A 24,045-nucleotide genomic window follows, 5' to 3' on the forward strand; every position below is an offset into this window, starting at 1 on the left:
AGAGCTTCGAGCACGAGGATGGCGTTTGGTTTCATGCCGGGGTGCCATCGCCGATTGGGGTAGCGAGGGAACTCAGCGAAAATCGCGGCTACGCACGTTGATGCCTGCCAGCAGCCCGGTCAAGTCGCTCAGGCGCCCGGCGATGAGGTGGCGGACCTCGCCGACACTTTCCCAGCGCCCATCGACCTTGAGCAACTGCGACCCCACCAGCACTTTGCGCTGGCGCTCCGCCAGGTCGCGCCAGACCACCACGTTGAGATTGCCGAATTCATCTTCCAGGGTGACGAAGGTCACGCCACTGGCCGTACCGGGACGCTGACGGCCGGTCACCAGGCCGGCGACGCTGACGTTGCGCCCATGCTCCACCTCCTGCAACTCCCGGGAGCTGCGACAGCGGCGGGCACGCAGTTCGGGGCGCAATAAAGCCAACGGATGAGGCCCCAGCGTGGTGCCGAGGGTCGCGTAGTCGGCGAACAGATTTTCCCCCACCGATGGCTTGGGCAGACTCACCGGCGGCTCTTCCTGGTTGGGCAAACCGGCAAACAGACCCAGTTGTTTCTGCACTCCGGCCACTTCCCAGCGAGCGCGATGACGATCACCGGCCAGGCCGCGCAAGGCTCCGGCGTCGGCCAGTTGTTCGAGGGCCCGGGTATCGAGTTGCGCGCGCTCGCCCAGATCGGCCACGTCACCGAAAGCCCGCTGTCGGCGAGCCGCTTCGATACGCCGGGCGTCCTCCTCACGAAAGCCCTTGATCTGGCGCAAGCCCATGCGGATCGCCGGTTGCCGACCTTCCAGAGGTTCCAGGCTGCAATCCCAATCACTGGCTCGCACGTCCACCGGACGGATCTGCAATTGATGGCGGCGGGCATCCTGCAGGATCTGGTCCGGACTGTAGAAACCCATGGGCCAGCTGTTGATCAGGGCGCAAGCGAATGCCGCCGGTTCGTGGCATTTGAGCCAACTGCTGGCGTAAGTCAGCAACGCGAAACTGGCGGCATGGGATTCGGGAAAGCCGTAATTGCCGAAGCCTTTGATCTGCTCGAAAATCTGCGCAGCGAATTCAGCGGTGTAACCGTTTTTCTTCATCCCGGCAGCCAGGCGTTCCCGGTGGGGCTCCAGGCCGCCGTGACGTTTCCAGGCGGCCATGGAGCGGCGCAACTGGTCCGCTTCGCCGGGGGTGTAGTCGGCCGCGACGATGGCGATCTGCATGACCTGTTCCTGGAACAACGGAATGCCCAGGGTGCGCCCAAGGACCGTCTTCAGTTCCGGTGAAGGGTAAGTAACGGGCTCTTCATCATTGCGGCGTTTGAGGTACGGATGAACCATCCCGCCCTGGATCGGACCGGGGCGCACGATCGCCACTTCGATCACCAGGTCGTAGAAATCCTTGGGCTTGAGCCGAGGCAACATGGCCATCTGCGCCCGTGACTCGATCTGGAACACGCCGATGGTGTCGGCGCGGCTGATCATGTCGAATGTAGCCTTATCGTCATGAGGCAGGCTGGCCAGGGTGTAGCGTTGCCCCCGATACCCCTCGATCAAGTCGAAACACCGCCGGATCGCACTGAGCATGCCCAGGGCCAGGATATCCACCTTGAGCAGCCCGACCGCGTCCAGGTCATCCTTGTCCCACTGGATGATGGTGCGCTCGGCCATGGCGGCGTTTTCCACCGGTACAAGGGTATCCAGGGGCTGTTCGGAAATCACGAAGCCGCCGGGGTGCTGGGACAGATGCCGGGGAAATCCGATCAGTTGCCGGGTCAGCCCCAATACCCGCTGCAGCACCGGACTGTCCGGGTCGAAACCGCCCTCGCGCAAGCGCTCCAGCGGCGGCGCTTCGTCGCTCCAGCGCCCGCAACAGTCGGCCAGGGCGTTGATCTGGTCCGGCGGCAGGCCCAGGGCCTTGGCGACGTCCCGTACCGCCCCCGCACCGTGGTAGCTGCTGACCACTGCCGTCAACGCCGCACGATGGCGACCGTAACGGCGAAACACGTATTGCAGCACTTCTTCACGACGCTCGTGCTCGAAATCGACATCGATGTCCGGCGGCTCATTGCGCTCCCGGGACAGGAATCGCTCGAACAGCAGGTTGGTCCGGCCGGGGTCGATTTCGGTGATGCCCAAGGCATAGCACACCGCCGAGTTGGCCGCCGAACCGCGCCCCTGACAGAGAATGTGCCGCTCCCGAGCGAAGCTGACGATGTCCTGCACGGTGAGGAAGTAGCTGTCGTAGCCCAGCTCGGCGATCAGCTCCAGCTCCGTCTCGATCTGCCGCCGGACCTTGTCATTCACGCCGCCCCCCCAGCGCTTGCGCATGCCCCGCTCGGTCAGCTCGCGCAACCAGGATGTCGGGTCATGGCCCTCGGGAACCAGTTCATGCGGGTATTGATAACGCAGTTGACCGAGGTCGAACGTGCAACGCCGGGCGATGTGGAGGGTTTCATCGAGCAAGGCGCGGGGATAGAGCCCGGCCAGATCCTTGCGGCTGCGCAAGTGGCGCTCACCGTTAGGGTGCAGGCGCTGCCCGGCCTCGGCCACCGTGACGTGGTAACGAATGGCGGTCATGGTGTCCTGCAAGGCCCGACGGCCACGCACGTGCATGTGCACGTCGCCCGTGGCGACAGCGGCGAGCCCGAGGCGCCCGGCCAGGGCCAGCAAGTCCGCCAGGCGCTGGCGGTCGTCCTGCCCGCAGTGCAACTGCACCGATAGCCACAAGCGACCGGCAAAGATCGACTGGAGCCAGCGGCCCTGGGCTTCGGCATCGTTGCCATCGGGGACCCACAAGGCCAGCAGCCCGGGCAAGGGTTCGTCGAAATCCTCGCGCACGATGCGATAGCGCCCCTTCTCGCTGCGGCGCCGGGCGCGGGTGATCAACCGGCACAAGGCCTGGTAGCCCTCCAGGTTCTCCACCAGCAACACCAGTTTCGGACCATGCTCCACCTGGATTTCGCTGCCGACGATCAGGTGCAGGTCCAGCTCTCTGGCCGCCTGCCAGGCACGGACGATGCCGGCCAGTGTGCATTCGTCGGTGATCGCCAGGGCCCGATAGCCCTGCTCCTTGGCCCGCCGACACAGCTCCAGGGCGCTGGAGGCGCCGCGCTGGAAACTGAAGTTGGACAGGCAATGCAGCTCGGCGTATTCGACAGTCATGCGAACCAGCCCTGCAGCCACAGCGGCCCGCCCTCGCCCACTGGTCGATAGGCCCAGCCTCGTTGCCCGGCACGGGTTTCGACGAGGTAGTAGTCGCGACGCACATCGGCACCGTCCCACCAACCGGACTCGATGCGTTCCGGCCCCATGAGGATGCGGGCCTGGCTCTCCGACAGCATCTGGCATTCGTCCAGCAACCAGCCGGGACGCTGCGCGCCCACGGGGCAGGCCTCGACGCGGGGCTGAGGACTCATCTGCCAGGCGCACTCGGGTCGATGATCGTCACGAAACCCCAGGCCCAGCACCGCCTCATCGCCCAGCCGCGCCCGCAGCCGCTCACGCAGCTGTTCCCAGGGCAGTGACTGCTGCGGTCGCTCGTCGAACAGTTCCAGGCGCTGGGGGACGAATGACGGCAGATCTTCGGCGCACAAGCGAAAGCCGCGCACCGGGGCCTGGACCTGCACCTGTTCCAATCGGCCACGGGCCAGCTCGAAAAGCATCGAAGGGTCCCGCTCGGCGCTGAGCAGGCCGACCTTGATCACCGTGTCCGCCAGCCCGGCGTGCTCCAGATGCAGGTCGAACCGCTGCACGCCGCTGTCGCGGCCACAGAGGAAAGCCGACAGGTCACCGGTCAATCGACGCAAGGGGAACAGCAACGCCTGATGGGACTGGACGTCATAGTTGAGCTCGATGCGCACGTCGAAGCGGTCCGGCGGCAAGTAGAACGACAGCGCCAGGGTACGACTGCCCACCAGGGCGTCGAGGTGCTTTAGCACCTGGGCGTCAAAGCGACGCGCCAGGGTGTGCCGGGGCAAGGCCTGGACTTGGCTCAGGCGACGCAGGCCCATACGCGACAAGGCCGTGGCGACATCGGGCGCCAGGCTGATGCGGTCCACCGGCATCTGCCCCAGGTATGCCTGCAAGGTCTCGCCATCGGGTACCACCAGGGCGTCATAGGCATTGGCCAGAACCCGAGCCGCCACCGGGTTCGGAGCCGCGACGATGCGATGCCGAAAGCCCAGTTCGGTCAGCTCGGCCCGCAACCGGGCCTCGAATACCGGCCAGGTCCCGAACAGGCCCAGGCTCGACTCGATCTCGAACAGCACCGTGCGCGGATAGTGCACGCTGACCTGGGAACTGAAACGGTAGGCCCAGGCTGCCAGGAACTGTTGCCAGTGTTCGATCTGTGCCGCGTCGTATTCGGCGGTGGCAAAGCCTTTGCTCAGGGCCTGGGCGGCGGTCATGCTCTGGCCGGGACGCAGGCCCAGGGCCCGGGCGGGCTCGTTGACCGCGCGCAGCACACGTCGCTGGGCGGGACCGCTCAGCAGGGCCAGGGGCTCCTCGGGATCGGGGCGCTGACGCAGCGCGGCGTCCAGCGCCAATTGTGGAAACAGGATACAGACCCAGCGCATCGCAACCTCAATGCTCTGTTGGTGAGTACGGGGTAAAGGCTATCGGCGCCGGACGGGCCAGCCCGCCGCGACACTTGAGCACGCGCAATTGCCCGGGCCGGGCATCGATGGCAATGCGCAGGGCCGCCGGGGACGGATTGACGGCTTCCTGGATCGAGCGCCAGGCGAACGCCAGGGTCTGGCCGGTTTCCGCCGCCACCTGCAAACGGCGCAGGGCCCGGTCATCGGCCTGGCGGGGCCAGCACAGGACCGCGCCACAACAGCCTGAGCGCAGGCACTGTTCGGTGGCCCACAGGGCATCGCGCTCATCGGCCCGGATCACCGATAACTGGCGCAGGTCGACTCCGGCATTCTGCCAGGCCTGGGGGTAAGGCACGAACGGCGGCGCCACCAGCACGATCCGCTCCCCTGCCGCCGACAGTCGGGCCAGGGTCGGCCATACCAGCTGCATCTCACCGACCCCCGGCGCGGCCAGGAGGATCTCCGTCAGCGCTGACTCCGGCCAGCCGCCACTGGGCAATGCCGCGTCCAGTTCGGCATGGCCGGTGGGCTGTGGACTGGCGGCCGGCGGCGCAGGCCGGCCCTTCCAGACCTGGCCGCCATTGAACAGCGTATCCAGCGCAACGACCGCGCCCATCAGCCTTGCCTCAAGAGGCCACAGAACACCCCTTCGATGGCCAGGTCCCGGTCGGCTTCGACAATGATCGGCTGATAGGCCGGGTTGCGTGGCAACAGACGCACCTGTTCGCCGACTCGCTCGAAGCGCTTGATGGTGACTTCACCGTCGAGCCGGGCTACCACGATTTGCCCGTTGGAGGCCTGGGGCGTGCGTTGTACCCCCACCAGGTCGCCGTCGAGAATGCCGTCCCCGATCATCGAGTCACCCTGGACCCGCAGCAGGTAATCGGGGGCCTTGGAAAATATCGCCGGGTCGAGCATCAGACGGTCATGGACTTCGGCATCGGCGCCGATGGGCAGGCCGGCAGCCACTCGTCCCAGCACCGGCACGTCCAGCAGTTCGGGACGCGGCGACTGGTTGAGCAACCGGATGCCCCGGGCCTGGTGTGGGTTGACTTCGATGAAACCGGCTTCGGTCAACGCCAGCACATGCTTGCGCGCCACGCTCCGGGAGGCGAAGCCGAAGGCCTCGCTGATTTCAGCGAGGCTGGGAGGCTGGCCCTGATCGGCGATACGGTCGCGGATGAACGTCAGGATGGCGGCGCGGCGAGGAGTGAGAGTCGTCATGGAGTACATTTGTACTCCTGCGGGATTTTCCTGACAAGCGCCGCCAGTCAGTTCACACCATCGACACCCGTGCCAACCTTCTGCGGGCCCCCTGCGAAAGCAGTGCCCCAGCGGCAGGACTCAAAGCCGGGCCTCGGCACCTTCGCTGCGAAACGCGCTGGGGCTCATGCCGGTCCAGCGCCGGAAGGCGCGGCGGAAGCTGCGCACATCGCTGTAACCGACTTCCTCGGTGATCCGCTCGATGGACAGTTCGGGATTGGCCAGCAGGTTCAGGGTCCGGCCGCGACGCACCTGTTCGAGCAAGGCCTCGAAGGTCAGGCTGTGTTCGGTCAGGCGCCGACGCAGGGTACGACTGCTCATGTTCAGGTCCCCAGCGATTTTCTCGATGTGACTGCCCCGGGTCAGGTCCCGGGCGATGGCCCGTTCCACGGCCTGGATCAGGTCGATCTTGCGGTGGACCTCGGTGGCCTCCTGCTCCAGCAAAGCCAGGGCCTGGCGCAAAGCCAACGGATGATGGTTGGGCAGGCGCACGTCCAGCCAGCGGACATCGATGAGCATGCGATTGTAGCGGCAACCGAAACGCACCTCCGGTCCCAGGATCCGCTGGTACTGCGTGGCATAGGACGGTGCGGCATGCATGAACTCCACGGCCTCGGGCTTGAAATCCGCTCCCGCCAGTGCCCGGCCATAGACCATCAGGCTGGCGAAGAACTCCTCGACCGCGAACACCTGGACCTCGGCGAAAGGCAACCGGCAGCTCGCCTCGACCATGATCCGGCCCGGGGCCTCTTCGACACTGGTCACCGCGATACCGCCGGTGGTGTGCTGGTAGCGCACCCCCAGGGCGAAGGCATCGCGCAGGGTTTCGCACAGCGACAGGACATGCCCCAGCAGGCCCAGGGTGCCCAACACATTGCGATCGCCGACCCAGAGGCCCAGCCCCTGGTCCGGCAATAGCTTGAGTGCCCGCTGGATCATGAGGGCGGCCTGGCGATAGGAAATACGCTGGGCAGGGTCCTGCAGATCGTCAAGGCCGAACCCCAGCCCGCGACACAGGCCGGCCGCATCGAAGCCTTTGTCCGTCACGACTTCGGCCAGGGTCTGCAACAGGAATGGCGATACCAGTGCCAATTCGTAGGTAGGGTCGATGACTTTCTGCATGGGCGGGGTCCGGAGCACGTTAGGAGGCGTTTTTGTAACCGGTTGTTTCATGAACGTTAGCATGAGCCGATGCAATGGGGGATACGAAATGTGGCCGCCCAAGTCCCCTGTGTGGCCGCCAATACCCTGCCCTCTCGATGACGAACGGCTTATTTCTATGGCTCGGACTTTCGGTGCACCCCAACAATAATAACGAGCTCGCCCATGAACCCGATCCGCACGCGATTCGCCTTGCAAATGACCCTGGGCCTGGCCTGCGCCAGCGCCCTCCCGGCCCAGGCCACTGAGACCGGCGTCGATAACATCGGCACCGGCACCGATGGTTTTTTCGTGTTGCCGCTGGACGTCGACAACCTTCCCGACCACATGTTCGCGTTCAACCTGTACTACAACCACTACAAGGCCCGGAAATTCAACATCAGCTCATTGGGCGGCGAAGTCCCCGATGTGGAGATCGAATCCACGGCGGTGGTGCCGCGTATCGACTACCTGAGCCCGCTACGGGTGGCAGGCGGACGGTTCGGGATCTACGTCGCCCAGCCCTGGCTCAAGCAGGAAGTCTCGGTGTTCGGCCTGCAGGACACCCGGGAAAGCATGGGCGATACCACCATTTCCCCCATCGTGCTGTGGGACATGGGCAAGAACCTGACCTTGGCCGCCGCGGTGGAAATCACTGTACCGACCGGCGAATACAGCCCGGATCGCCTGGCCAACACCAGCACCAACTTCTACACCTACAAGCCGCTGTTCTCCTTCACCTGGCTGCCCACGGAGAGAACCGAGGTGTCGATGAAGACCACCTACAGCTTCAACCGTGAGAACAAGGACACCGACTACCGCTCGGGGCAGATCTTCCACTTCGATTATTCCGTCAGTTACCTTTTGACCGATAACCTGCGGTTAGGGCTCAACGGCTATTACCTCAAGCAGACCACCGACGACAAACAGTACGGGCGCACCGTGCAGTTCGCCGGCCAGGACGTGGACGATGGGGTGCGCGGTCAGGTATTCGCCATCGGCCCGGCGCTGCACCTGACCTTTCTCAAGTACGCCAGCGCCGAGATCCGCTGGGCCAAGGAGTTCGACGTGCAAAACCGACCCGAAGGCGAGATGCTCTGGGCCAAGATCAGCATTCCGTTCGAGCTTTGATTGTCGTCGGTCACCGCCGCTGGGATTTGCCCGCTCGCCACAGCGAGTCGACCAGTGCGTGAACACAAGAATGTTCCGGGCTGGTCGCCAGCCGGCTCGCTTCACAAGCTGCGCTGTCAGGCATAGACCGGCCAGCTTTCGACGATCCGTCCCCCGCGCACCGCCAGCAGGTCGCCGAATTGCAGCAGCACCGACTCGGTCTGGGTCGGCCTGAGGAACACCTGGTCTTCCAGCCCCAACCCAACCGTTTCGGAACCGTTGACCATTTCCTGGTTGGAGCTGCGGCCATAGAGGCTGTTGCTCTTCAAGCCAGGTGGCGATTCGAGGTCGGCCATCCAGTTACCGCCGTAGATGAAAAACGTGGCGCGCTGGTTCACGTCCCACCAGGCAAGAATCCGCGACTTGTCATCCAGCGCCGGGATGTTCACCGCACCGGTGCGCTTGAGTACCGGCGTGGCGATATAGGCTGCCGGCACGTGATCGGTCAGTGACGGCAAATCGTAATGACTGGGCTTGAGCATGGCCGTGCCCACCGACACTTCGGTGCTGAGGTTCTCCCGTTCATGCAAGCGGTAGCTGGGGCTGCCGGCGGTGTTGAGTGTCAGGCGTGGATGCCAGAGGTCGGGATAGCGCAAACGAACGAAATCCACCCGTGCCTGGTAGATCGCCATGACCCGGGCCAACAGCGTCTGCGGGCTGGCCACCCACTCGGGCACGCCCATGCCCACGAACGGGTCGTAGCCCATGAACCCGGCGAACTCCAGCTGTTGCGGGTGGGCACGGATCAGCTTGAGCATCGCGTCCAGGGAGGCTTCATCCCTCACCCCGCCCCGATGCAGGCCCACGTCCAATTCAATATTGATGCGCATGCGCGTACCAAGCCCCTGGGCCAGGCCCCGGTATTGCTCGAGACGTTCGGGAGTGTCCAGCAACCATTGCAACTGGCGCGAAGGATCGAACGCGCCCTTGTGAAGCTGGTAGAACAACTCGACGGAACGCACCGGCAGGGGTTTGCCCAGAAGAATATCGGCCTCGGGGAACTGCTGCGCGTCGTGGTTGAGAAACGGCTGATGGAACGACATCAATCGTCGGGTTTCGGCGCGCCGACCGATGTATTCCAGCAACCCGGGGGCCGGCAGGGATTTCTCCACCAGTCGCAACTGCTTGCCGGCACGCCGGACCGACGCCTTGACCACATCGATGTTGTGATCGAGTCGATCCAGGTCGATCAGCATGACCGGCCGCATCGGGCCGCGGTCCTTGAGCTCGCGGTTCAACTGGCGGAAATAATCGCTGTAGGCGCCGCCCCGATCCGTCGGCCGTAGCCAGGCCCCGACACCGGCCAGCAACACCCCGGTGCCCAGCGTACCCATGAGGAAACCACGGCGATTGAAGCTCATCAGCTCACCCCCAGAATCGATGAAAGATGCCCGTTGAGAAACTTCCCATCGGGGTCCAGGGCCTGGCGCACCTGAGCGAATTCATTCCAGCGCGGGTATAGCGCCTGGAGCGTCCTGGCGTTGAGAGAATGCAATTTTCCCCAGTGCGGACGCCCCTGGTATTTCCAGAAGATCGGCTCGATGGCGGCGAAGAAATTGTGGTGATCCATCTGGTAATGCTGATGCACCGAGATCGAACAACTGTCGCGGCCTTCGAACATGCTTAAGGCAATGTCGTCGGCCTTCACGTAACGGTATTCGATGGGAAACCAGGTGCGCAGGTCCTTGTCGCGAATCAGCGCGAGGATCTCCCGCAGACACGCCGGGCCGTGTTCGGCCGGCACCGAATATTCCATTTCGTTGAAGCGCACGGTACGGGCATTGGCATAGATGTCATAGGAATCGCCCACCCGGTCGTCGAAGTCGGCCACCAGCCGCAGGCTGTTGAGCAGGGTCCGGCGGGTGGCCGGAAAGTCGCTGCCATACTTGTCGAGCTTCTCGATCAGGGTAACGAACTCATTGCCGCCCTCCTCTTCGGGGCTGACGGGCGGCGTGGCCGGGTCGGTGGTTTCGTTCAGGGCAATCGACAGCGCATAGTCGGAATGAGTCACCACCTGCATTTCCCAGTGCTGGTTGTCGCGGGTATTGGTAGGCACGTCTTCCAGCAACTCTTCGGTCCTGGCCACCCATTGGCGCTCGCGCAGCCGATACGCGGCACGATTCTGCAGGCGCACCCGGGTGACCAGCCCCAGTGCGCCAAGGGATACCCGGGCCGCCTGGAACACGTCGGGATGGCGCCTGGCATCGCAATCGAGCACCTCGCCACGGGCCGTCACCAGTTGCAGGCCCACCACCTGGGACGCATACGAGCCAAAGGCCTTGCCGGTGCCGTGGGTCGAGGTGGCAATCGCCCCTGCCAGGGTCTGGTAGTCCACGTCCGCCATGTTCAACAGCGCCTGGCCGACGGCCTTGAGTGCCGGCCCCATGCGGGACATGGGCGTGCCGCCGCCGAACTCGGCCTGCAGGCTGGCGGCGTCATGATCCAGCAGGCCGCTGAAATGGCTCAGCGACAGCAGGGTCCCATCGGTGGGCACCAGCGCGCTGAAGGAGTGGCCGGAGCCCACCGGACGAATCCGCCCTTCGGCCCGTTTCACCAGCTGCACCAGCTCATCGAGGTCCTTGGGCGCCAGGCGCGCCGCCGGCAGGCAGCTCTGTGCCCCGGACCAGTTGCGCCAGGGGATCAGGCGCGGGGCCCGTATCAGGTCCGCCAGTGCGCCCTGGCTGCCCAGGGCCGTGAAGGCTGCGACGACGCCGGCCTGCTGCAGCAAGCGACGCCGTGAAAAATCCATCGTCATGCCGTGGCACCCGTTCTGGTCATTGGAATTGTTGGCCGGACATGAAGGCGATCAGGGCCAGGAACTGCTCTTCGGAACAGTGCATGCACAGCCCCATCGGCGGCATGCCGTTGTAGCCGTTGATCGCGTGATCCAGCAGGGTATCGGCGCCCTGGGCCACACGAGGGGCCCAGGCCTGGGTGTCACCGGTCAGGGGAGCTCCGGCGCCGGGATTGGCATGGCAGACCTTGCAACTGCTGTCGTAGATCTGCGCCAGCGTCGCGTCGGCGGGCATGGCCGAGAAGGTCGTGGGCGCGGGTGGCCGGGCTTCTTCGCCGCACCCGGCGAGCAGAGCGCCGAACAGCGCGATGGAGGCGACGTTGAGCAGCGATAAAGATGTTCTTGCCGACATAAGGCCCTCTTGCGGCGCAAGGATCGCGCCTTTCTTGTTGTGGGTCTGGCGGCTCCCACACTAAGGCAGGTCGGCGTGTCGGCTTGAGGTCATTGGGGGCCACAAAAGGGACTTGGGCGGCCAGCGCTGGAGACTCGATTACTGTGGCAAGGGGATTCATCTTCGTTGGGGCGCGTAGCGTCCCCGATGTGTCGCCTTGGCGTTGCAGGTAGACATTTTGAACTGCTGCGCAGCCCAGCGGGATCAATCCACTCGCCACAGGTACTGCCTGGTCAGGGCAGCAGCAGCCCTTGCTCGCGCTCGCACAGCTGCACCACGTAATCCCACAGCACCCGCAGGCGCACGGACTTGTGCAGTTCGCGACGGGTGCTGATCCAGTAGCTGCGGCGGATGGTTTCGTCGGGCAGCAAGGGCACCAGCATCGGATCGTCGCTGGCCATGTAGCACGGCAGCACCGCGATACCGAGCCCCGAACGCGCGGCCTGTTGCTGGGCGATGACGCTGGTGCTGTGGAACACCACCCGAGGGTTGCGGCAGAAGCTGTTGAGGAACATCAGCTCCTGGCTGAACAGCAGGTCGTCGACATAACCGATCCAGGCATGACGCCCCAGGTCTTCGCGACTGCGCAGCGGCGGCGAGCGATCCAGGTAGGCCTGACTGGCGTACAGCGCCAGGCTGTAGTCGGTGAGCTTGCGGGTCACCAGCAGATCGGCCGCCGGCCGTTCGAGGTGGATGCTGATTTCCGCTTCGCGGTTGAGAATGCTGACGAACCGCGGCACCGCCACCAGCTCCACCTCCAGCCCCGGGTACCGCTGGAACAGGCTGTCCATGCGACTGGCCAGGAACATGATGCCCAGCCCTTCGGTCACCCCCAGGCGGATCTTGCCCAGGGGCGCGCTGGACTGGGTGATGTCCTCCTGGGCCAGTAATGCCACGTTCTCCATGGCCTCGGCGTGCTTGAGCAACGTCTCGCCGGCCGGGGTCAGTTCATACCCCTGGGCGTGCTGGACGAACAGCGCGGTGCCCAGGCTCTTCTCGATGGCCTCGATATGCCGGGCCACCGTCGCGTGGGTGGTATTCAGGCGTCGCGCCGCCGTCAGCAGGCGGCCGCTGCGTTGCAGCTCCAGGAAATAGCGCAGGTCATTCCAGTCGAACATGAACGCTCCAGGTCTCGATTGTGCGCAGCTGCTGTCTATAAACGCACAGCCACTGCTTAAAAACTAACATTCTTTTAACGAAAACTAACAACTAGGATGGGACCTACAAGAACAAAAAATGAGGTCGCGGATGCAACCTGTCGTCGATGAATACGATTACGTGATCGTGGGCGCCGGCCCCGCCGGATGCCTGCTGGCCAACCGACTCTCGGCCAACCCGCAACACCGTGTGCTGCTGCTCGAAGCCGGCGCGCGCGACAACTACCCCTGGATCCACATCCCCGTGGGTTATCTGTTCTGCATTGGCAACCCGCGCACCGACTGGTGCTTCAAGACCGAAGCCCAACCCGGCCTGCAAGGACGCGCCCTGAGCTATCCAAGAGGCAAGGTGCTGGGGGGCTGCTCCTCCATCAACGGCATGATCTACATGCGTGGCCAGGCGGCGGACTACGATGGCTGGGCCGCCGAAGGCAATAGCGGCTGGGCCTGGAAAGATGTGCTGCCGCTGTTTCGGCAGAGCGAAAACCACTTCGCCGGCGACTCCGAACTGCACGGCGCCGCCGGTGAGTGGCGGGTCGAACGCCAGCGCCTGTCCTGGCCGATCCTCGACGCCTTCCGCACCGCCGCCGAACAGAGCGGCATCCCCAACCTCGACGACTTCAATGGCGGCGACAATGAGGGCTGCGGTTATTTCCAGGTCAACCAGAAGGCCGGGGTCCGCTGGAACGCCGCCAAGGCCTTTCTCAAGCCAGTGCGTCAGCGCTCCAACCTCACGGTACTGACCGAAGTGGAAGTCGACCGCGTACTGCTTCGCGACGGGCGGGCCCATGCCGTCAGCGCCCGCTGGCAGGGCAAGGGCATGAATTACAAGGCGCGCCGGGAAATCGTGCTGTGCGCTGGCGCCGTGGGCTCTCCGGCGATTCTGCAACGCTCGGGGATCGGCCCGCGCAACCTGTTGCAGCGGCTGGGCATCGGCGTGGTCCATGAACTGCCCGGCGTGGGTGGCAACCTGCAGGATCACCTGCAACTGCGGTTGATCTATCAGCTGGAAAACGCCCGCACCCTGAACCAGATCGCCGGCACGTTGTGGGGCAAGATGGGCATGGGCCTGCGCTATCTCTATGACCGCAGCGGCCCCTTGTCCATGGCTCCCAGCCAATTGGGCGCGTTTGCCCGTTCAGGGCCGGAACAGACCTCGGCCAACCTTGAATATCACGTTCAACCGTTGTCCCTGGAGCGTTTCGGGGAGCCGCTGCACACGTTCCCGGCCTTCACCGCTTCGGTCTGCGACCTGCGCCCGCAAAGCCGTGGTCGGGTGGATATCCGTTCGGCCGACCCGCGCGAAGCCCCGGTGATCCAACCCAACTACCTGAGCCACCCGCAAGACCTGCGGGTCGCCGCCGACGCCATTCGCCTGACCCGCCGTATCGTCGCCGCCCCTGCCCTGCAAGGTTTCAAACCCAAGGAATATCTGCCGGGGCCCAACCTGCAGACGGAAGAAGAACTGCACCAGGCCGCCGCCCGTATCGGCACGACGATCTTCCATCCGGTGGGTACCTGCCGCATGGGCCATGACCAGGACGCGGTGGTGGATGCACAGTTGCAGGTTCATGGCATCGCCGGACTGCGCGTCGCCGACGCCTCGATCATGCCGCGCATCACCTCGGGCAATACCTGCTCGCCGACCCTGATGATCGCCGAGAAGGCGGCGCAGATGATGCTCAACCCGGCCACGAGGAACATCAGCACCCAAGAAGAACCTGTCACGGCCTGAAGAACAGGTCACTCTCCAACCAGCGGGGTGAGTCGATCCAAGAAGGTGTGTCAAACCAGGAGACGCCAACCCGGCGTCGACAGTGGAACAACAAAAACAATCACTGTGAGGGATACCGATATGTCTGAGCATGTTCAGCCCCTGGAAGCCACGCGCAGCGTCGGCACCAGCCAGGAAACCCAGAAGGTCATCTTCGCCTCGTCCCTGGGGACGGTGTTCGAGTGGTACGACTTTTTCCTCTACGGCGCCCTCGCGGCGGTGATCAGCAAGCAGTTCTTCGCCGGCGTCAACGACACCACGGCATTCATCTTCGCCCTGATGGCATTCGCCGCCGGTTTCATCGTGCGGCCGTTCGGTGCCTTGGTGTTCGGGCGGCTGGGGGACATGATCGGACGCAAGTACACCTTCCTGGCCACCATCGTCCTCATGGGCGTGGCGACCTTCTGTGTCGGCCTGTTGCCCAACTACGCCAGCATCGGCATCGCCGCGCCGATCATCCTGGTGGTGTTGCGCATGCTGCAGGGCCTGGCCCTGGGCGGTGAATATGGCGGAGCGGCCACGTATGTCGCCGAGCACGCCCCCATAGGCAAGCGCGGCTTCCACACCAGCTGGATCCAGTCCACGGCCACCCTCGGTCTGTTGCTTTCCTTGCTGGTGGTGCTGGGCTGCCGTTATTTCACTGGCGACCAGTTCGAGGTCTGGGGCTGGCGCATTCCGTTCCTGCTGTCGATCGTGCTGCTGGGCATTTCCACCTGGATCCGCCTGAGCCTGCATGAGTCGCCGGCATTCCTGAAAATGAAAGAGGAAGGCAAGTGCTGCAAGGCCCCCATCCGTGAGTCCTTCGGCAAATGGGAAAACCTCAAGGTGGTGCTGATCGCCCTGTTCAGCATCAACGCCGGGCAAGCAGTCACCTTCTACGCGGCGCAGTTCTACGTGCTGTTCTTCCTGACCCAGTTCCTGAAGATGGACCCGGCCCTGGCCAACAGCCTGCTGATCGTCAGCGTGGTGATCGGCGCACCATTCTTCATCTTCTTCGGCTGGCTGTCGGACAAGGTCGGGCGCAAGCCCGTGCTGATGGTCGGCCTGCTCCTGGCCACGGCACTGTATTTCCCGATTTTCAAGACCCTGGCCCACTACGCCAACCCGGCCATCGACCTGGCGAGCCGCCAGGCGCCGATCACGGTGGTGGCCGACCCGGCGACCTGTACCTTTCAATTCGACCCGGTGGGCAAGGCGCGCTTCGACAGCCCCTGCGACAAGGTCAAGACGTTCCTGGTCAAGCAGGGGCTGCCCTACAGCAGCGTGTCGGCGCCGGCCGGCAGCAACGTGCAGGTCAGCGTCGGCGACGTGAAACTCGAAGGCTTCGACGAGTCCGCGCTGCGGGCAGCGGTGACCCTGGCAGGCTACCCACAACAAGCCGATGCCCAGCAGATCAACCGGACCATGATCGTGGTGCTGATCGTGGCGCTGATCATCATTTCAGCGATGTGCTACGGCCCGTTGGCGGCGCTGATGGTCGAACTGTTTCCCACCCGTATCCGCTACACCTCCATGTCGCTGCCCTACCACATCGGCAACGGCTGGTTCGGCGGCTTCCTGCCCACCGTGTCGTTCGCCCTGGTGGTCTATACCGGCGATATCTTCTATGGGCTGTGGTACCCGGTGGTGATCACCGGGGTCAGCCTGGTGGTGGGCATGCTCTGCCTGCGGGAAACCAGAAACGTGGACCTGGATAAAAACTGAAGACAGCGTCCCGTGGCGGGGGGCCAGGCCCCTCGCCGTCCATCAGTGGACCTGGCGATTCTTCACCGTGCTTTCCACCAGGTCCAGCATCTGCCCCAGGGCCCAGGGCTTGGCGATGAAGGAGGCGTGGTGCTTGATCCCGGCACTTTCCGGCGTTTCGTAGCCCGACATGATCAGCAGCGGAATCTGCGGCCAGCGGTCCCCGGTCATGTTGGCCAGGTCCGCGCCGTCGATCGTGCCGGGCATGGTGATATCGGTGAGCAGCAGGTCCACGTAGTCGGCACTCTGCTCAAGAAACGTCAACGCCGAATCGGCGCTTTCCCGAGGCTCCACCACAAACCCTTCGTCCTCCAGTATTTCGCACAGGAACTCCAGGATCGTCGGATCATCTTCAACAACAAGAATCAAACGTGTGGTCGCCTGTCCGTTGCCGTTTGGCATCGAATTCATGTGATTGACTCTCCCTGCCGTCGGTTTTTTTGCGGTTTTGACCGCTCTGCAAGTTATGAACTGCACCTTTCACATAAATTCATTCTGCTTGCGAATGGGCCGCTGAACGTCGTGCCAGACGCTCTTTTGCAACGCAGCGCAACGTTTTATCTGTATATGCATACAGATAAAACTTGCCCCCGGAGCAATCCCTGACCATGCTACAGCTCCCAGCAGAACTGTTCGGAAAAGGGCGACATGCAGCTGTACCTCTGTGAGAAACCATCCCAGGCCAAGGACATCGCCGCCGTGCTCGGCGCCAGGCGACGCGGCGATGGCTGCTGGCTGGGCACGGGCATCACCGTGACCTGGTGCATCGGCCACCTGCTGGAGACCGCCCCGCCCGATGCCTACGATGCCCGCTACAAGCGCTGGGTGCTGGCCGACCTGCCCATCGTGCCGGGGCAATGGAAAATGACCGTCAAGCCGAAGACCGCGAGCCAGTTCAAGGCGGTCAAGCGCTTACTGGGTGAAGCCAGTGAACTGGTGATCGCCACCGACGCCGACCGGGAAGGCGAAATGATCGCCCGGGAACTGGTGGAGCATTGCCGCTATCGCGGGCCGATCAAGCGCCTGTGGCTATCGGCCCTGGACGAAGCCTCGATCCGCAAGGCCCTGGCTGCCCTCAAGCCGGGGGCCGAAACCTTCAACCTGTATCATTCGGCGCTGGGCCGCTCCCGGGCCGACTGGCTGATCGGCATGAACATGAGTCGCCTGTTCACCTTGCTGGGACGCCAGTCCGGCTATCAGGGCGTGTTGCCGGTGGGGCGCGTGCAGACGCCCACCCTGCGACTGGTGGTGGATCGCGACCGCAGCATCGCCGATTTCGTACCGGTGGCCTATTGGGCCATCGACGTTCAACTGCGTCATGCCGGCACCGTGTTCACCGCTCAGTGGCGCGCCGATGCGGCTGCCTGCGACGACCAGGAGCGATGCCTGAACCAGGCCATCGCCCGTGATGCCGCCCAGGCCATGGACAATGCCGACACCGCCCTGGTGACCCAGGTGCGCACCGAACGCCTGCGCGAAGCGGCACCGCTGCCATTCGACCTGGGCACCCTCCAGGAAGTCTGTTCGAAGAAGCTCGGCCTCGGCGCCCAGGAAACCCTGGACATCGCCCAGGCCCTCTACGAAACCTACAAGGTCATCACCTATCCTCGCAGCGATTGCGGCTACCTGCCCTTGAGCCAGCACAGCGAAGCACCGGCCATCCTGGCCGCCCTCGCCCAGGCCGACCCGGGTCTCGCGCCACTGCGCGAGCACCTGCAACCGCAACGCAGGTCCCGGGCCTGGAACGATGCCAAGGTCAGCGCCCACCACGGCATCATTCCCACCGCTGCCGCGAAGAACCTCGACAAGCTCGCTGGCAAGCAGCGAGCCGTCTATACGCTGATTCGCGCGCGCTACCTGGCGCAGTTCCTGCCCAACCATGAATACGACCGCACCCAGGCCGATTTCGATTGCGCCGGCCAGGCATTGCGCGCCGTGGGCAAGCAGATCGTCGAGCCCGGCTGGAAACGTGCCCTGCCCGAGACCCTGGCTCCTGCACGAGGCCGGGAGGCCCCGGCACCGCAAACCCTGCCGGCCTTGATCGAAGGCCATGATTGCGCCGTGGAGCAAGTGACGCTCAAGGACCTGTGGACCCAGCCGCCCAAGCCGTTCACCGAGGGCGACCTGATCAAGGCCATGAAAAACGTCGCCAGGCTGGTGGACGATCCGCTGCTCAAGCAGAAACTCAAGGACACCACCGGCATCGGTACCGAAGCGACCCGGGCCTCGATCATCCAGGGCCTGCTCGACCGTGGCTACCTGGTCAAGAACGGCAAGGCATTGTCCGCCACCCCGGCGGCCTTCAGCCTGATCGACGCCGTGCCCCGCGCCATTGCCGACCCAGGCACCACCGCCATCTGGGAACAGGCACTGGACATGGTGCAGAGCGGGGAAATGAGCCTGGAAGAATTCGTCACCCGCCAGGCCGCCTGGATGAGCAAGCACATCGCTCGCTGCCAGGGCATGAGCCTGGCCATCAGCGGTCCGGCCAGCCCCGCCGGTCGTGGCGCAGCGCCATGGAAAAACAAACGCAAGACGGCCAAGCGCAAGGCCGCCGGCGCGCCGCGCAAAGCGACAAAAGCCAAGGCGACCTGAGCCTGTCGGAGTCAATCGGGTGCCCTGCCAGACACCGAACCTGCCACGAGGGGATCTATTCCCCGCCGGGTTGCAAAGCAACCCCAATCCAGCTGCCTGCGTGTATCAGATAACCTCACCCACCATTCGGGCCGCTTCGCGCCCCAGCGGGATGAATGCCCGCGCCACAGAAAACACAGCCGTGCTGCCAGTCATTTTTCATAGCCAAACCGTTTTGTCCGACAATATGTAGTGACCAAAAATAATCACTACAAAACCGTTGACGACGTCGATTTGCCCTTGCATGATGCAGACGTCTCCCCGATCGGGAGTACAGGTAACCGTTTGAGCAAGCTCGTCTGACCGCCGAGCTGTTTTTTGGATAAGGGACTGCCCACAAGGCAGATTGAAGGTGCTGACCTGGCATGACCGTCCGGAAACAAGGACGAGAAACGCTGGCGAAGATCCTCATGACGCGCGGGTCGACCCTCGAAAGTTGACGATGCCTGACAGGTTCTTCGCTGTTTCTCTTCGTTGTAGCGCATTTGCGTAGCAGCCCTTCGATAGCACTACACAGCCGTTCCGCGCCGCCGCCGAAGTTCGACGCAAGGACGCTGACGGCCTGGTTTCGGTACCTGAGTTACCGAATAGCGAAGTTTTTGCGAACCACCAGACAGATCAACCAAATGGTCAAGGGGCTTACACATGAATCTGAACAATCAACCATCTATTGATGAACTGGCTCGCATGTTCGCTGCACACAAGGACACCCTCGACAGCCATATCCTGTGGATCAGCAAGACTGGCCAGGTGCATATGGATTGCCTGTCGCCGTACACCCAGGAAGACGAGTTCGAAAAGAACACGCAAGACCTGTGTGCCCGGTTGAAGATGTACCGCCGCGGACAAGGCTACGTCGGCAAGAAGGCCGCAGCCGACAAGGACTACATCGGTCGCGTGCTGCAAACGCTGACCCAGGCCTGGCAGGCGGTGCAGAATACTTCGCAGGTCCAGGTCATCGACCGCCTCTACTGATCGCAGCTGAATAAAAAAGGGCCCGTTTCTATCCGAAACGGGCCCTTTTTCGTACAAACCCTAGAACACCGACCAGCCGATCCGCTGGCTGAGCAGCTCCAGCGCCGCCATGCCGGCCAGGGAGTTGCCGGCGACATTGAGTTCGGGGGACCAGACGCACACGGTGAAACGCCCTGGCACCACCGCCACGATCCCACCGCCCACCCCGCTCTTGCCCGGCAGACCGACGCGGTAGGCAAAATTCCCGGCTTCGTCGTACAGCCCGCTGGTGGCCATGATGGAGTTGACCTGCTGGGTCTGGCGGGCGCTGAGGATCTGCTCGCCGCTGTGCTTGCAGAAGCCGTCATTGGCCAGGAAACAGAACGCCCGGGCCAGGTCGATGCAGTTCATCCGCAACGCACAATGACTGAAATAGCTGCGCAGCACTGCCTCCACGTCGTTATGGAAATTGCCGAACGATTGCATCAGGTAGGCCATCGCCGCGTTGCGGGCGCGATGCTGGTATTCCGATTCGGCGACCTTGCCATCCACCATCACATTGGGATTGCCCGACAGGCGCCGTACGAAGTCGCGCATCGACAAGGCCGGGGCGGCAAACCGCGACTGGTTGATGTCGCAGATCACCAGGGCACCGGCGTTGATGAACGGGTTGCGTGGGCGGCCCCGTTCGAACTCCAGCTGCACCAGGGAATTGAACGGCTGGCCGGACGGCTCATGACCCAGGCGTTCCCAGATCGCTTCACCGGAGTGCTGGATGGCCTGCACCAGGCTGAAAACCTTGGAAATACTCTGCACCGAAAACGGCGTTTCGGCGTCGCCTGCGCAATACATCTCGCCATCGTTGCCATACACGGCAATGCCCAATTGATTGGCAGGCACAGTGCCCAGGGCCGGAATGTAGTCGGCCACCTTGCCCTGACCGATCAGGGGGCGAACCGCATCGAGGATCTCGTTCAACAATGCTTGCATGGGTGCGGGGGTCCAGTCATTCCCCGTTCGAGTGCGGGGATACAGACCCTAGACGTCGACAAGCGGGATCAGAGCACACCGGCCTTGAATCGGCCGCTCGATCGGGCGGTCTATAGTGAAGGATCAACCTGCAGGAGTACACGATGCGTCAGATCATGCAGAAAGAACCCTGGTGGGCGTCGCCACCCAAGCCCGGCCAGGACGAAAGCGAGCTGGAATGGGGCTGGCTGGTGATCTATAGCGAAGGCGAACCGCGCTTCGAATTCATCAAGGAGCGGCCCACGGACGAACAGATACGCCACCGCAAGGGTTGCCGCGTCACCCTCGGGACGGACTGACCCCGCCGGTCATGGCTCGAGTTGCGGCAGCACCACCGGCCGGTTCGCCAGCTCCGCCTCCATCAGGCTGCCCCTGATTTCCTCATCCAGGTAATACACCGGCGCCAGCACCCCGCTGAGGGGATGCTTGAGTGATTTGAACCAGGCTTCGTCGAACGCGGCGCTCAGGCTCTTGCGGATATGCGCTTGCATTTCCGGCCGCTCGCCTTCGTGGATGATCGCGCGAATGCCGGCCACCCCTACGGAAATCAATGCCCCCGCCGCCTTTCCGGCCACGGCCGCGGCCGCACCGGTCGCCCCTCGAGTGGCGAACTGCGCTTCGATCTTTTCACTGGTGCGTTGTGCCACCGTAGCGATCACCGCGTCCGAGGGACCGTTTCCCGTGGCGGCGGCCTTATTGACGTAATCGATCAGGGCCGTGTAGGCCGGCAGGGTATTGAGCGGGTTGGTATGGACCATCTGGTACAGCGAAGCATTGCGCGCCGCCGGGGGGCCCAGGTTGACCGCGGGAATACCGTGCAGGCGCCGGTTCATCAGTTCCAGCGGGATCCGATGGCTCTGAGCGATCATCTGGACCTGCTGGTTGAGCAGGCTCACGTAATAACTCGTCGCGTTGGCCCGGATCGCTTCGGGATCGATCTCCACGGCGACGGGTTCCAGCACCCGTTCGCGATACTGCGTCTGCAGATAGACCGCCAGGCGCCTGGACGCGGAATCCTTTTCGCCTTGGGCGCTGGCGGCATACCAGCTGACCTTCACCGCCAACCATTCCTGGGTCCAGTAGCTGCTGAACCAGGGGATGAACTCGGCCTCGGTCCGCTCGTAGACCAGCATCCGCCAATGTTCCATCGATCCACGGGCATAGCGTTCGGCCTGTTCGATCGCGGTCCCGGAGGCGGCGACGATCTGTCGGTCCACCTGGCGCCAGGTGTCCTGGGCCACCGCCACCGAGTCCACCTGTTGACCGCGCTGCGGCGTGGCGCACCCCGCCAGAATGATCAACACGGCCAGCATCAGCGAATGCAGCACGATCGGCACCCCGGATTCAGGTCACCCTGGCATTGAGTATAGGAAAGCCCTGGATGCCTGGGGCAACGCGTCATCAGGGCCAGCTCCCCGATCCCGTCGCGGCTACAGGCACCCTGCCCGGTTTGCGATTACCCTTGTCGGATCGACTCGCACCACGACCGGCCGCCATGACATCGCCTTCAGCACGACTTCGCCAATGGGCCAGGGCCCTGAAGCGCCAGACCCTGACACTGTGGTTCTGCTATCGCCATGGACAGACGCCGTGGCTCCCCAGGACCATCGCAGTCATCGTGGTGGCCTACGCCCTGAGCCCCATCGACCTGATTCCGGACTTCATCCCTATCCTGGGTTATCTGGACGACGTGATCCTGCTGCCGCTGGGTATCTGGCTGGCCCTTCGCCTGATGCCGCCGGCTGTGCTGGCCGAATGTGCAGCCAGGGCCCGCCAATGGGAGAAAAACCAGGGCCAGCGCCCGGTGAACCGGATCGCCGCCGTGGTGATCGTGCTGTGCTGGATCGCCGCACTGGCAGGCGGCTGGTGGCTGGTGCGCGGTTCCCTCACAGGCGAGTGAAATGCTCGAACTGCCAAGCCTCCGCCGCCCCTTCTCCTGAAGCCTGGCAGGGAGTGCCGCTGGGCGTCCAGTCGGTGCGCTTGCCGACCAGGGTGCCCAGGTAGGGCCTGGCCACTTCCAGCACCCGTTCGTAATCCATCTGTTCCGGCTCGACGATGCCCCGCGCCGGATGCTCCACCGCCCAGACGACGCCCGCCAGGACCCCGGCGGCCACCTGCAGGGTGGTGGCGTTGTTGAAGGGCACCAGCGCCCTGGCTTCGTCGACGCTCAGCATCGAGCCGAACCAGTAGGCATTCAGCTCATGCCCCATGAGCAGCACGCCCAACGCATCGACGCCACCGCTCTCGATTTCACCGTTGAGAATGCGCTCCGAACCCTGTGTCTGCCACCCCCGCCCAATGAGCTCATGAATGGACAACAACGCATCGTTGCAGGGGTGGTAGGCGTAATGCAGGGTGGGCCGATAGACGAGGGTCTGGCGCTCTTTCACCGTCAGCAGGTCGGCGGTGGACGCGGTTTCGTGATGGGTGATCATCAGTCCCAGGCACGCTCCGCCCAAGGGGGTCCAGGTCTTGACCGGCACGCTGGCGCTGGGACGTTCAAGGTAAATGGCATTGCGCGCGCCGAAGCGATGACGCCTGGCGGACGCCGGCCAGGTTCGCTCGTGGGTGCCCCACCCCAGCTCCGCCGGTTGGCTGCCCTCACTGATGAACCCTTCCACCGACCAGGTGTTGACGAACTCATCGTCCTGCTTGATCCGGTGCGAACACTGGGTGTCGCGCTCGGCGAAATGGATGACCTTGATGCCCGTTTTCATGCACAACCGTGCCCAATCCACGCCGTCGCGGTTCTGCGGCAGCGGGTGGTTCAATTGCAGCGCCAGTTCCACCAGCCCGGCCTTGAGCAGGTGCGTGATCAAGCCAGGATTGGCCCCATGGGCCACCACCGCCGTCGGACCCCGGCCCAGCTTCTTGCGCAACGTCAGCACCTCGTGCCGCAACGCGTAGTTGGTACGACGCGAAAGATCCAGGCGCGGATCGTTATAGCCGCCTGCCCAAGGTTCGACACAGGTATCGAGGTACATCGCACGCTTGTCGAAGGCATACGCGATCAGCGCCAGGGAGCTGACTTCCACGGACAGGTTGACGATGAAATCACCGGGCCTGACGACACGGTCAAGGACCTGGGCAAAAGTGTGCTCGGTCAGTGCCTTGCGGACAAAGCGAATCCCCCGCTCCTTGAACCAGATGTTGTGGTCGATCACTGGCGCGACCACGGTGAAGCGCTTGATCGCAATGAGCTCCTGCCCCAACAACAATGGCAGGGTGGCCCGGGCTATCGTGCCGAAGCCGATGACAATCAGATGTCCGCTGAACGGGACCTGATGTTCCATGCGCTGCCCCCCGAAGATACGGATACAGAGGCCATGAAATACCGGTCATGGCGTCCTGGCTACTGTCAGTCTCGACAGTGGCCGGCGCAGGCACCGCAGAACCTGCGCCGTCCCGGCGTG

Annotated in this window: 21 protein-coding genes; 7 read left to right on the forward strand and 14 right to left on the reverse strand. The window is 63.8% G+C overall.

Translation table 11 applies throughout. The features are described 5' to 3' along the window. Positions 1 to 72: 72 nt before the first annotated feature. The 5 genes from BW992_RS23545 to BW992_RS23565 form a co-directional block, all read right to left on the reverse strand. A complete protein-coding gene (locus BW992_RS23545) occupies positions 73 to 3,171 on the reverse strand; it encodes an error-prone DNA polymerase (protein ID WP_165887607.1) in 3,099 nt (1,032 codons plus the stop codon). After that, positions 3,147 to 4,562 carry a Y-family DNA polymerase gene (locus BW992_RS23550; protein ID WP_072394331.1) on the reverse strand — a complete coding sequence of 472 codons (1,416 nt, stop codon included), beginning with the start codon at positions 4,560 to 4,562 and terminating at the stop codon, positions 3,147 to 3,149. The genes BW992_RS23545 and BW992_RS23550 overlap by 25 nt, the downstream gene beginning before the upstream one ends. A 7-nt stretch (positions 4,563 to 4,569) precedes the next feature. Beyond that, a complete protein-coding gene (gene imuA / locus BW992_RS23555; RefSeq protein WP_072394329.1) occupies positions 4,570 to 5,199 on the reverse strand; it encodes a translesion DNA synthesis-associated protein ImuA in 630 nt (209 codons plus the stop codon). Beyond that, entirely contained in the window at positions 5,199 to 5,816 is a 618-nt protein-coding gene (lexA, locus tag BW992_RS23560; RefSeq protein ID WP_072394326.1) for a transcriptional repressor LexA, read from the reverse strand. Before lexA ends, imuA begins: the two co-directional genes overlap by 1 nt. 111 nt (positions 5,817 to 5,927) lie before the next feature. Further along, a complete protein-coding gene (locus tag BW992_RS23565) occupies positions 5,928 to 6,968 on the reverse strand; it encodes an AraC family transcriptional regulator (RefSeq protein WP_072394323.1) in 1,041 nt (346 codons plus the stop codon). Positions 6,969 to 7,172: 204 nt separating this feature from the next. On the opposite strand from BW992_RS23565, the gene BW992_RS23570 reads away from it, so the two are divergent. Continuing rightward, complete coding sequence (locus BW992_RS23570; protein ID WP_072394320.1) at positions 7,173 to 8,117, forward strand: SphA family protein; 945 nt, start codon at positions 7,173 to 7,175, stop codon at positions 8,115 to 8,117. Between the two features lie 116 nt (positions 8,118 to 8,233). Here BW992_RS23570 and BW992_RS23575 read toward each other — a convergent pair whose 3' ends face one another. From BW992_RS23575 to BW992_RS23590, 5 genes are all read right to left on the reverse strand, one after another. After that, positions 8,234 to 9,490 carry a DSD1 family PLP-dependent enzyme gene (locus BW992_RS23575; RefSeq protein ID WP_231991148.1) on the reverse strand — a complete coding sequence of 419 codons (1,257 nt, stop codon included), beginning with the start codon at positions 9,488 to 9,490 and terminating at the stop codon, positions 8,234 to 8,236. A gap of 26 nt (positions 9,491 to 9,516) precedes the next feature. After that, positions 9,517 to 10,911 (reverse strand): D-arabinono-1,4-lactone oxidase, encoded by a 1,395-nt coding sequence (locus tag BW992_RS23580; RefSeq protein WP_072430439.1) that lies wholly within the window; start codon positions 10,909 to 10,911, stop codon positions 9,517 to 9,519. A 19-nt stretch (positions 10,912 to 10,930) separates the two neighbouring features. Beyond that, the gene (locus BW992_RS23585; protein ID WP_072430438.1) at positions 10,931 to 11,302 is read right to left on the reverse strand and encodes a c-type cytochrome; all 372 of its coding nucleotides are present in this window, start codon (positions 11,300 to 11,302) and stop codon (positions 10,931 to 10,933) included. A 156-nt stretch (positions 11,303 to 11,458) separates the two neighbouring features. Then, positions 11,459 to 11,518: a hypothetical protein gene (locus tag BW992_RS27655; protein ID WP_442961967.1), complete on the reverse strand. Its 60-nt coding sequence runs from the start codon at positions 11,516 to 11,518 to the stop codon at positions 11,459 to 11,461. A gap of 56 nt (positions 11,519 to 11,574) precedes the next feature. Beyond that, the gene (locus tag BW992_RS23590) at positions 11,575 to 12,459 is read right to left on the reverse strand and encodes a LysR family transcriptional regulator (RefSeq protein WP_072430437.1); all 885 of its coding nucleotides are present in this window, start codon (positions 12,457 to 12,459) and stop codon (positions 11,575 to 11,577) included. 130 nt (positions 12,460 to 12,589) lie between these two features. On the opposite strand from BW992_RS23590, the gene BW992_RS23595 reads away from it, so the two are divergent. Then, complete coding sequence (locus BW992_RS23595; RefSeq protein ID WP_072394306.1) at positions 12,590 to 14,233, forward strand: GMC family oxidoreductase; 1,644 nt, start codon at positions 12,590 to 12,592, stop codon at positions 14,231 to 14,233. Positions 14,234 to 14,353: 120 nt separating this feature from the next. Next, positions 14,354 to 15,976 carry an MFS transporter gene (locus BW992_RS23600; RefSeq protein WP_072394304.1) on the forward strand — a complete coding sequence of 541 codons (1,623 nt, stop codon included), beginning with the start codon at positions 14,354 to 14,356 and terminating at the stop codon, positions 15,974 to 15,976. A 42-nt stretch (positions 15,977 to 16,018) separates the two neighbouring features. Here BW992_RS23600 and BW992_RS23605 read toward each other — a convergent pair whose 3' ends face one another. After that, on the reverse strand, positions 16,019 to 16,426 hold the full coding sequence (locus BW992_RS23605; protein ID WP_072430436.1) for a response regulator: 408 nt from the start codon (positions 16,424 to 16,426) through the stop codon (positions 16,019 to 16,021). 237 nt (positions 16,427 to 16,663) lie between these two features. Here BW992_RS23605 and BW992_RS23610 point away from each other — a divergent pair, with 237 nt between their 5' ends. Beyond that, complete coding sequence (locus BW992_RS23610; protein WP_072458494.1) at positions 16,664 to 18,610, forward strand: DNA topoisomerase III; 1,947 nt, start codon at positions 16,664 to 16,666, stop codon at positions 18,608 to 18,610. 684 nt (positions 18,611 to 19,294) lie between these two features. Beyond that, the gene (locus BW992_RS23615; protein WP_072394295.1) at positions 19,295 to 19,624 is read left to right on the forward strand and encodes a hypothetical protein; all 330 of its coding nucleotides are present in this window, start codon (positions 19,295 to 19,297) and stop codon (positions 19,622 to 19,624) included. A gap of 60 nt (positions 19,625 to 19,684) precedes the next feature. Here the strand turns inward: BW992_RS23615 and glsB are convergent, their stop codons facing one another. Then, entirely contained in the window at positions 19,685 to 20,593 is a 909-nt protein-coding gene (gene glsB, locus BW992_RS23620; protein WP_072394292.1) for a glutaminase B, read from the reverse strand. 143 nt (positions 20,594 to 20,736) lie between these two features. Between glsB and BW992_RS23625 the strand changes: the two genes are divergently transcribed. Further along, the gene (locus BW992_RS23625; protein ID WP_072430434.1) at positions 20,737 to 20,931 is read left to right on the forward strand and encodes a hypothetical protein; all 195 of its coding nucleotides are present in this window, start codon (positions 20,737 to 20,739) and stop codon (positions 20,929 to 20,931) included. A gap of 9 nt (positions 20,932 to 20,940) precedes the next feature. On the opposite strand, the gene BW992_RS23630 is transcribed toward BW992_RS23625, so the two are convergent. Continuing rightward, a complete protein-coding gene (locus BW992_RS23630; RefSeq protein ID WP_076407383.1) occupies positions 20,941 to 21,960 on the reverse strand; it encodes a hypothetical protein in 1,020 nt (339 codons plus the stop codon). Between the two features lie 167 nt (positions 21,961 to 22,127). Between BW992_RS23630 and BW992_RS23635 the strand changes: the two genes are divergently transcribed. Continuing rightward, positions 22,128 to 22,532: a YkvA family protein gene (locus BW992_RS23635; RefSeq protein WP_076407197.1), complete on the forward strand. Its 405-nt coding sequence runs from the start codon at positions 22,128 to 22,130 to the stop codon at positions 22,530 to 22,532. On the opposite strand, the gene BW992_RS23640 is transcribed toward BW992_RS23635, so the two are convergent. Beyond that, a complete protein-coding gene (locus tag BW992_RS23640; RefSeq protein WP_076407198.1) occupies positions 22,519 to 23,925 on the reverse strand; it encodes a saccharopine dehydrogenase C-terminal domain-containing protein in 1,407 nt (468 codons plus the stop codon). The two genes, BW992_RS23635 and BW992_RS23640, sit on opposite strands and share 14 nt — an antisense overlap. Positions 23,926 to 24,045: the final 120 nt, after the last annotated feature.

This window comes from Pseudomonas sp. 7SR1, from assembly GCF_900156465.1.
In the GTDB taxonomy this organism is placed as follows: domain Bacteria; phylum Pseudomonadota; class Gammaproteobacteria; order Pseudomonadales; family Pseudomonadaceae; genus Aquipseudomonas.

What these genes read in the sequence shown, in the direction of transcription:
- BW992_RS23550 (WP_072394331.1), bottom strand. Translation starts at nt 4,562, where the DNA reads ATGCGCTGGGTCTGTATCCTGTTTCCACAATTGGCGCTGGACGCCGCG.
- imuA (WP_072394329.1), bottom strand. Translation starts at nt 5,199, where the DNA reads ATGGGCGCGGTCGTTGCGCTGGATACGCTGTTCAATGGCGGCCAGGTC.
- lexA (WP_072394326.1), bottom strand. Translation starts at nt 5,816, where the DNA reads ATGTACTCCATGACGACTCTCACTCCTCGCCGCGCCGCCATCCTGACG.
- BW992_RS23565 (WP_072394323.1), bottom strand. Translation starts at nt 6,968, where the DNA reads ATGCAGAAAGTCATCGACCCTACCTACGAATTGGCACTGGTATCGCCA.
- BW992_RS23570 (WP_072394320.1), top strand. Translation starts at nt 7,173, where the DNA reads ATGAACCCGATCCGCACGCGATTCGCCTTGCAAATGACCCTGGGCCTG.
- BW992_RS23575 (WP_231991148.1), bottom strand. Translation starts at nt 9,490, where the DNA reads ATGGGTACGCTGGGCACCGGGGTGTTGCTGGCCGGTGTCGGGGCCTGG.
- BW992_RS23580 (WP_072430439.1), bottom strand. Translation starts at nt 10,911, where the DNA reads ATGACGATGGATTTTTCACGGCGTCGCTTGCTGCAGCAGGCCGGCGTC.
- BW992_RS23585 (WP_072430438.1), bottom strand. Translation starts at nt 11,302, where the DNA reads ATGTCGGCAAGAACATCTTTATCGCTGCTCAACGTCGCCTCCATCGCG.
- BW992_RS23590 (WP_072430437.1), bottom strand. Translation starts at nt 12,459, where the DNA reads ATGTTCGACTGGAATGACCTGCGCTATTTCCTGGAGCTGCAACGCAGC.
- BW992_RS23595 (WP_072394306.1), top strand. Translation starts at nt 12,590, where the DNA reads ATGCAACCTGTCGTCGATGAATACGATTACGTGATCGTGGGCGCCGGC.
- BW992_RS23600 (WP_072394304.1), top strand. Translation starts at nt 14,354, where the DNA reads ATGTCTGAGCATGTTCAGCCCCTGGAAGCCACGCGCAGCGTCGGCACC.
- BW992_RS23605 (WP_072430436.1), bottom strand. Translation starts at nt 16,426, where the DNA reads ATGAATTCGATGCCAAACGGCAACGGACAGGCGACCACACGTTTGATT.
- BW992_RS23610 (WP_072458494.1), top strand. Translation starts at nt 16,664, where the DNA reads ATGCAGCTGTACCTCTGTGAGAAACCATCCCAGGCCAAGGACATCGCC.
- BW992_RS23615 (WP_072394295.1), top strand. Translation starts at nt 19,295, where the DNA reads ATGAATCTGAACAATCAACCATCTATTGATGAACTGGCTCGCATGTTC.
- glsB (WP_072394292.1), bottom strand. Translation starts at nt 20,593, where the DNA reads ATGCAAGCATTGTTGAACGAGATCCTCGATGCGGTTCGCCCCCTGATC.
- BW992_RS23625 (WP_072430434.1), top strand. Translation starts at nt 20,737, where the DNA reads ATGCGTCAGATCATGCAGAAAGAACCCTGGTGGGCGTCGCCACCCAAG.
- BW992_RS23635 (WP_076407197.1), top strand. Translation starts at nt 22,128, where the DNA reads ATGACATCGCCTTCAGCACGACTTCGCCAATGGGCCAGGGCCCTGAAG.
- BW992_RS23640 (WP_076407198.1), bottom strand. Translation starts at nt 23,925, where the DNA reads ATGGAACATCAGGTCCCGTTCAGCGGACATCTGATTGTCATCGGCTTC.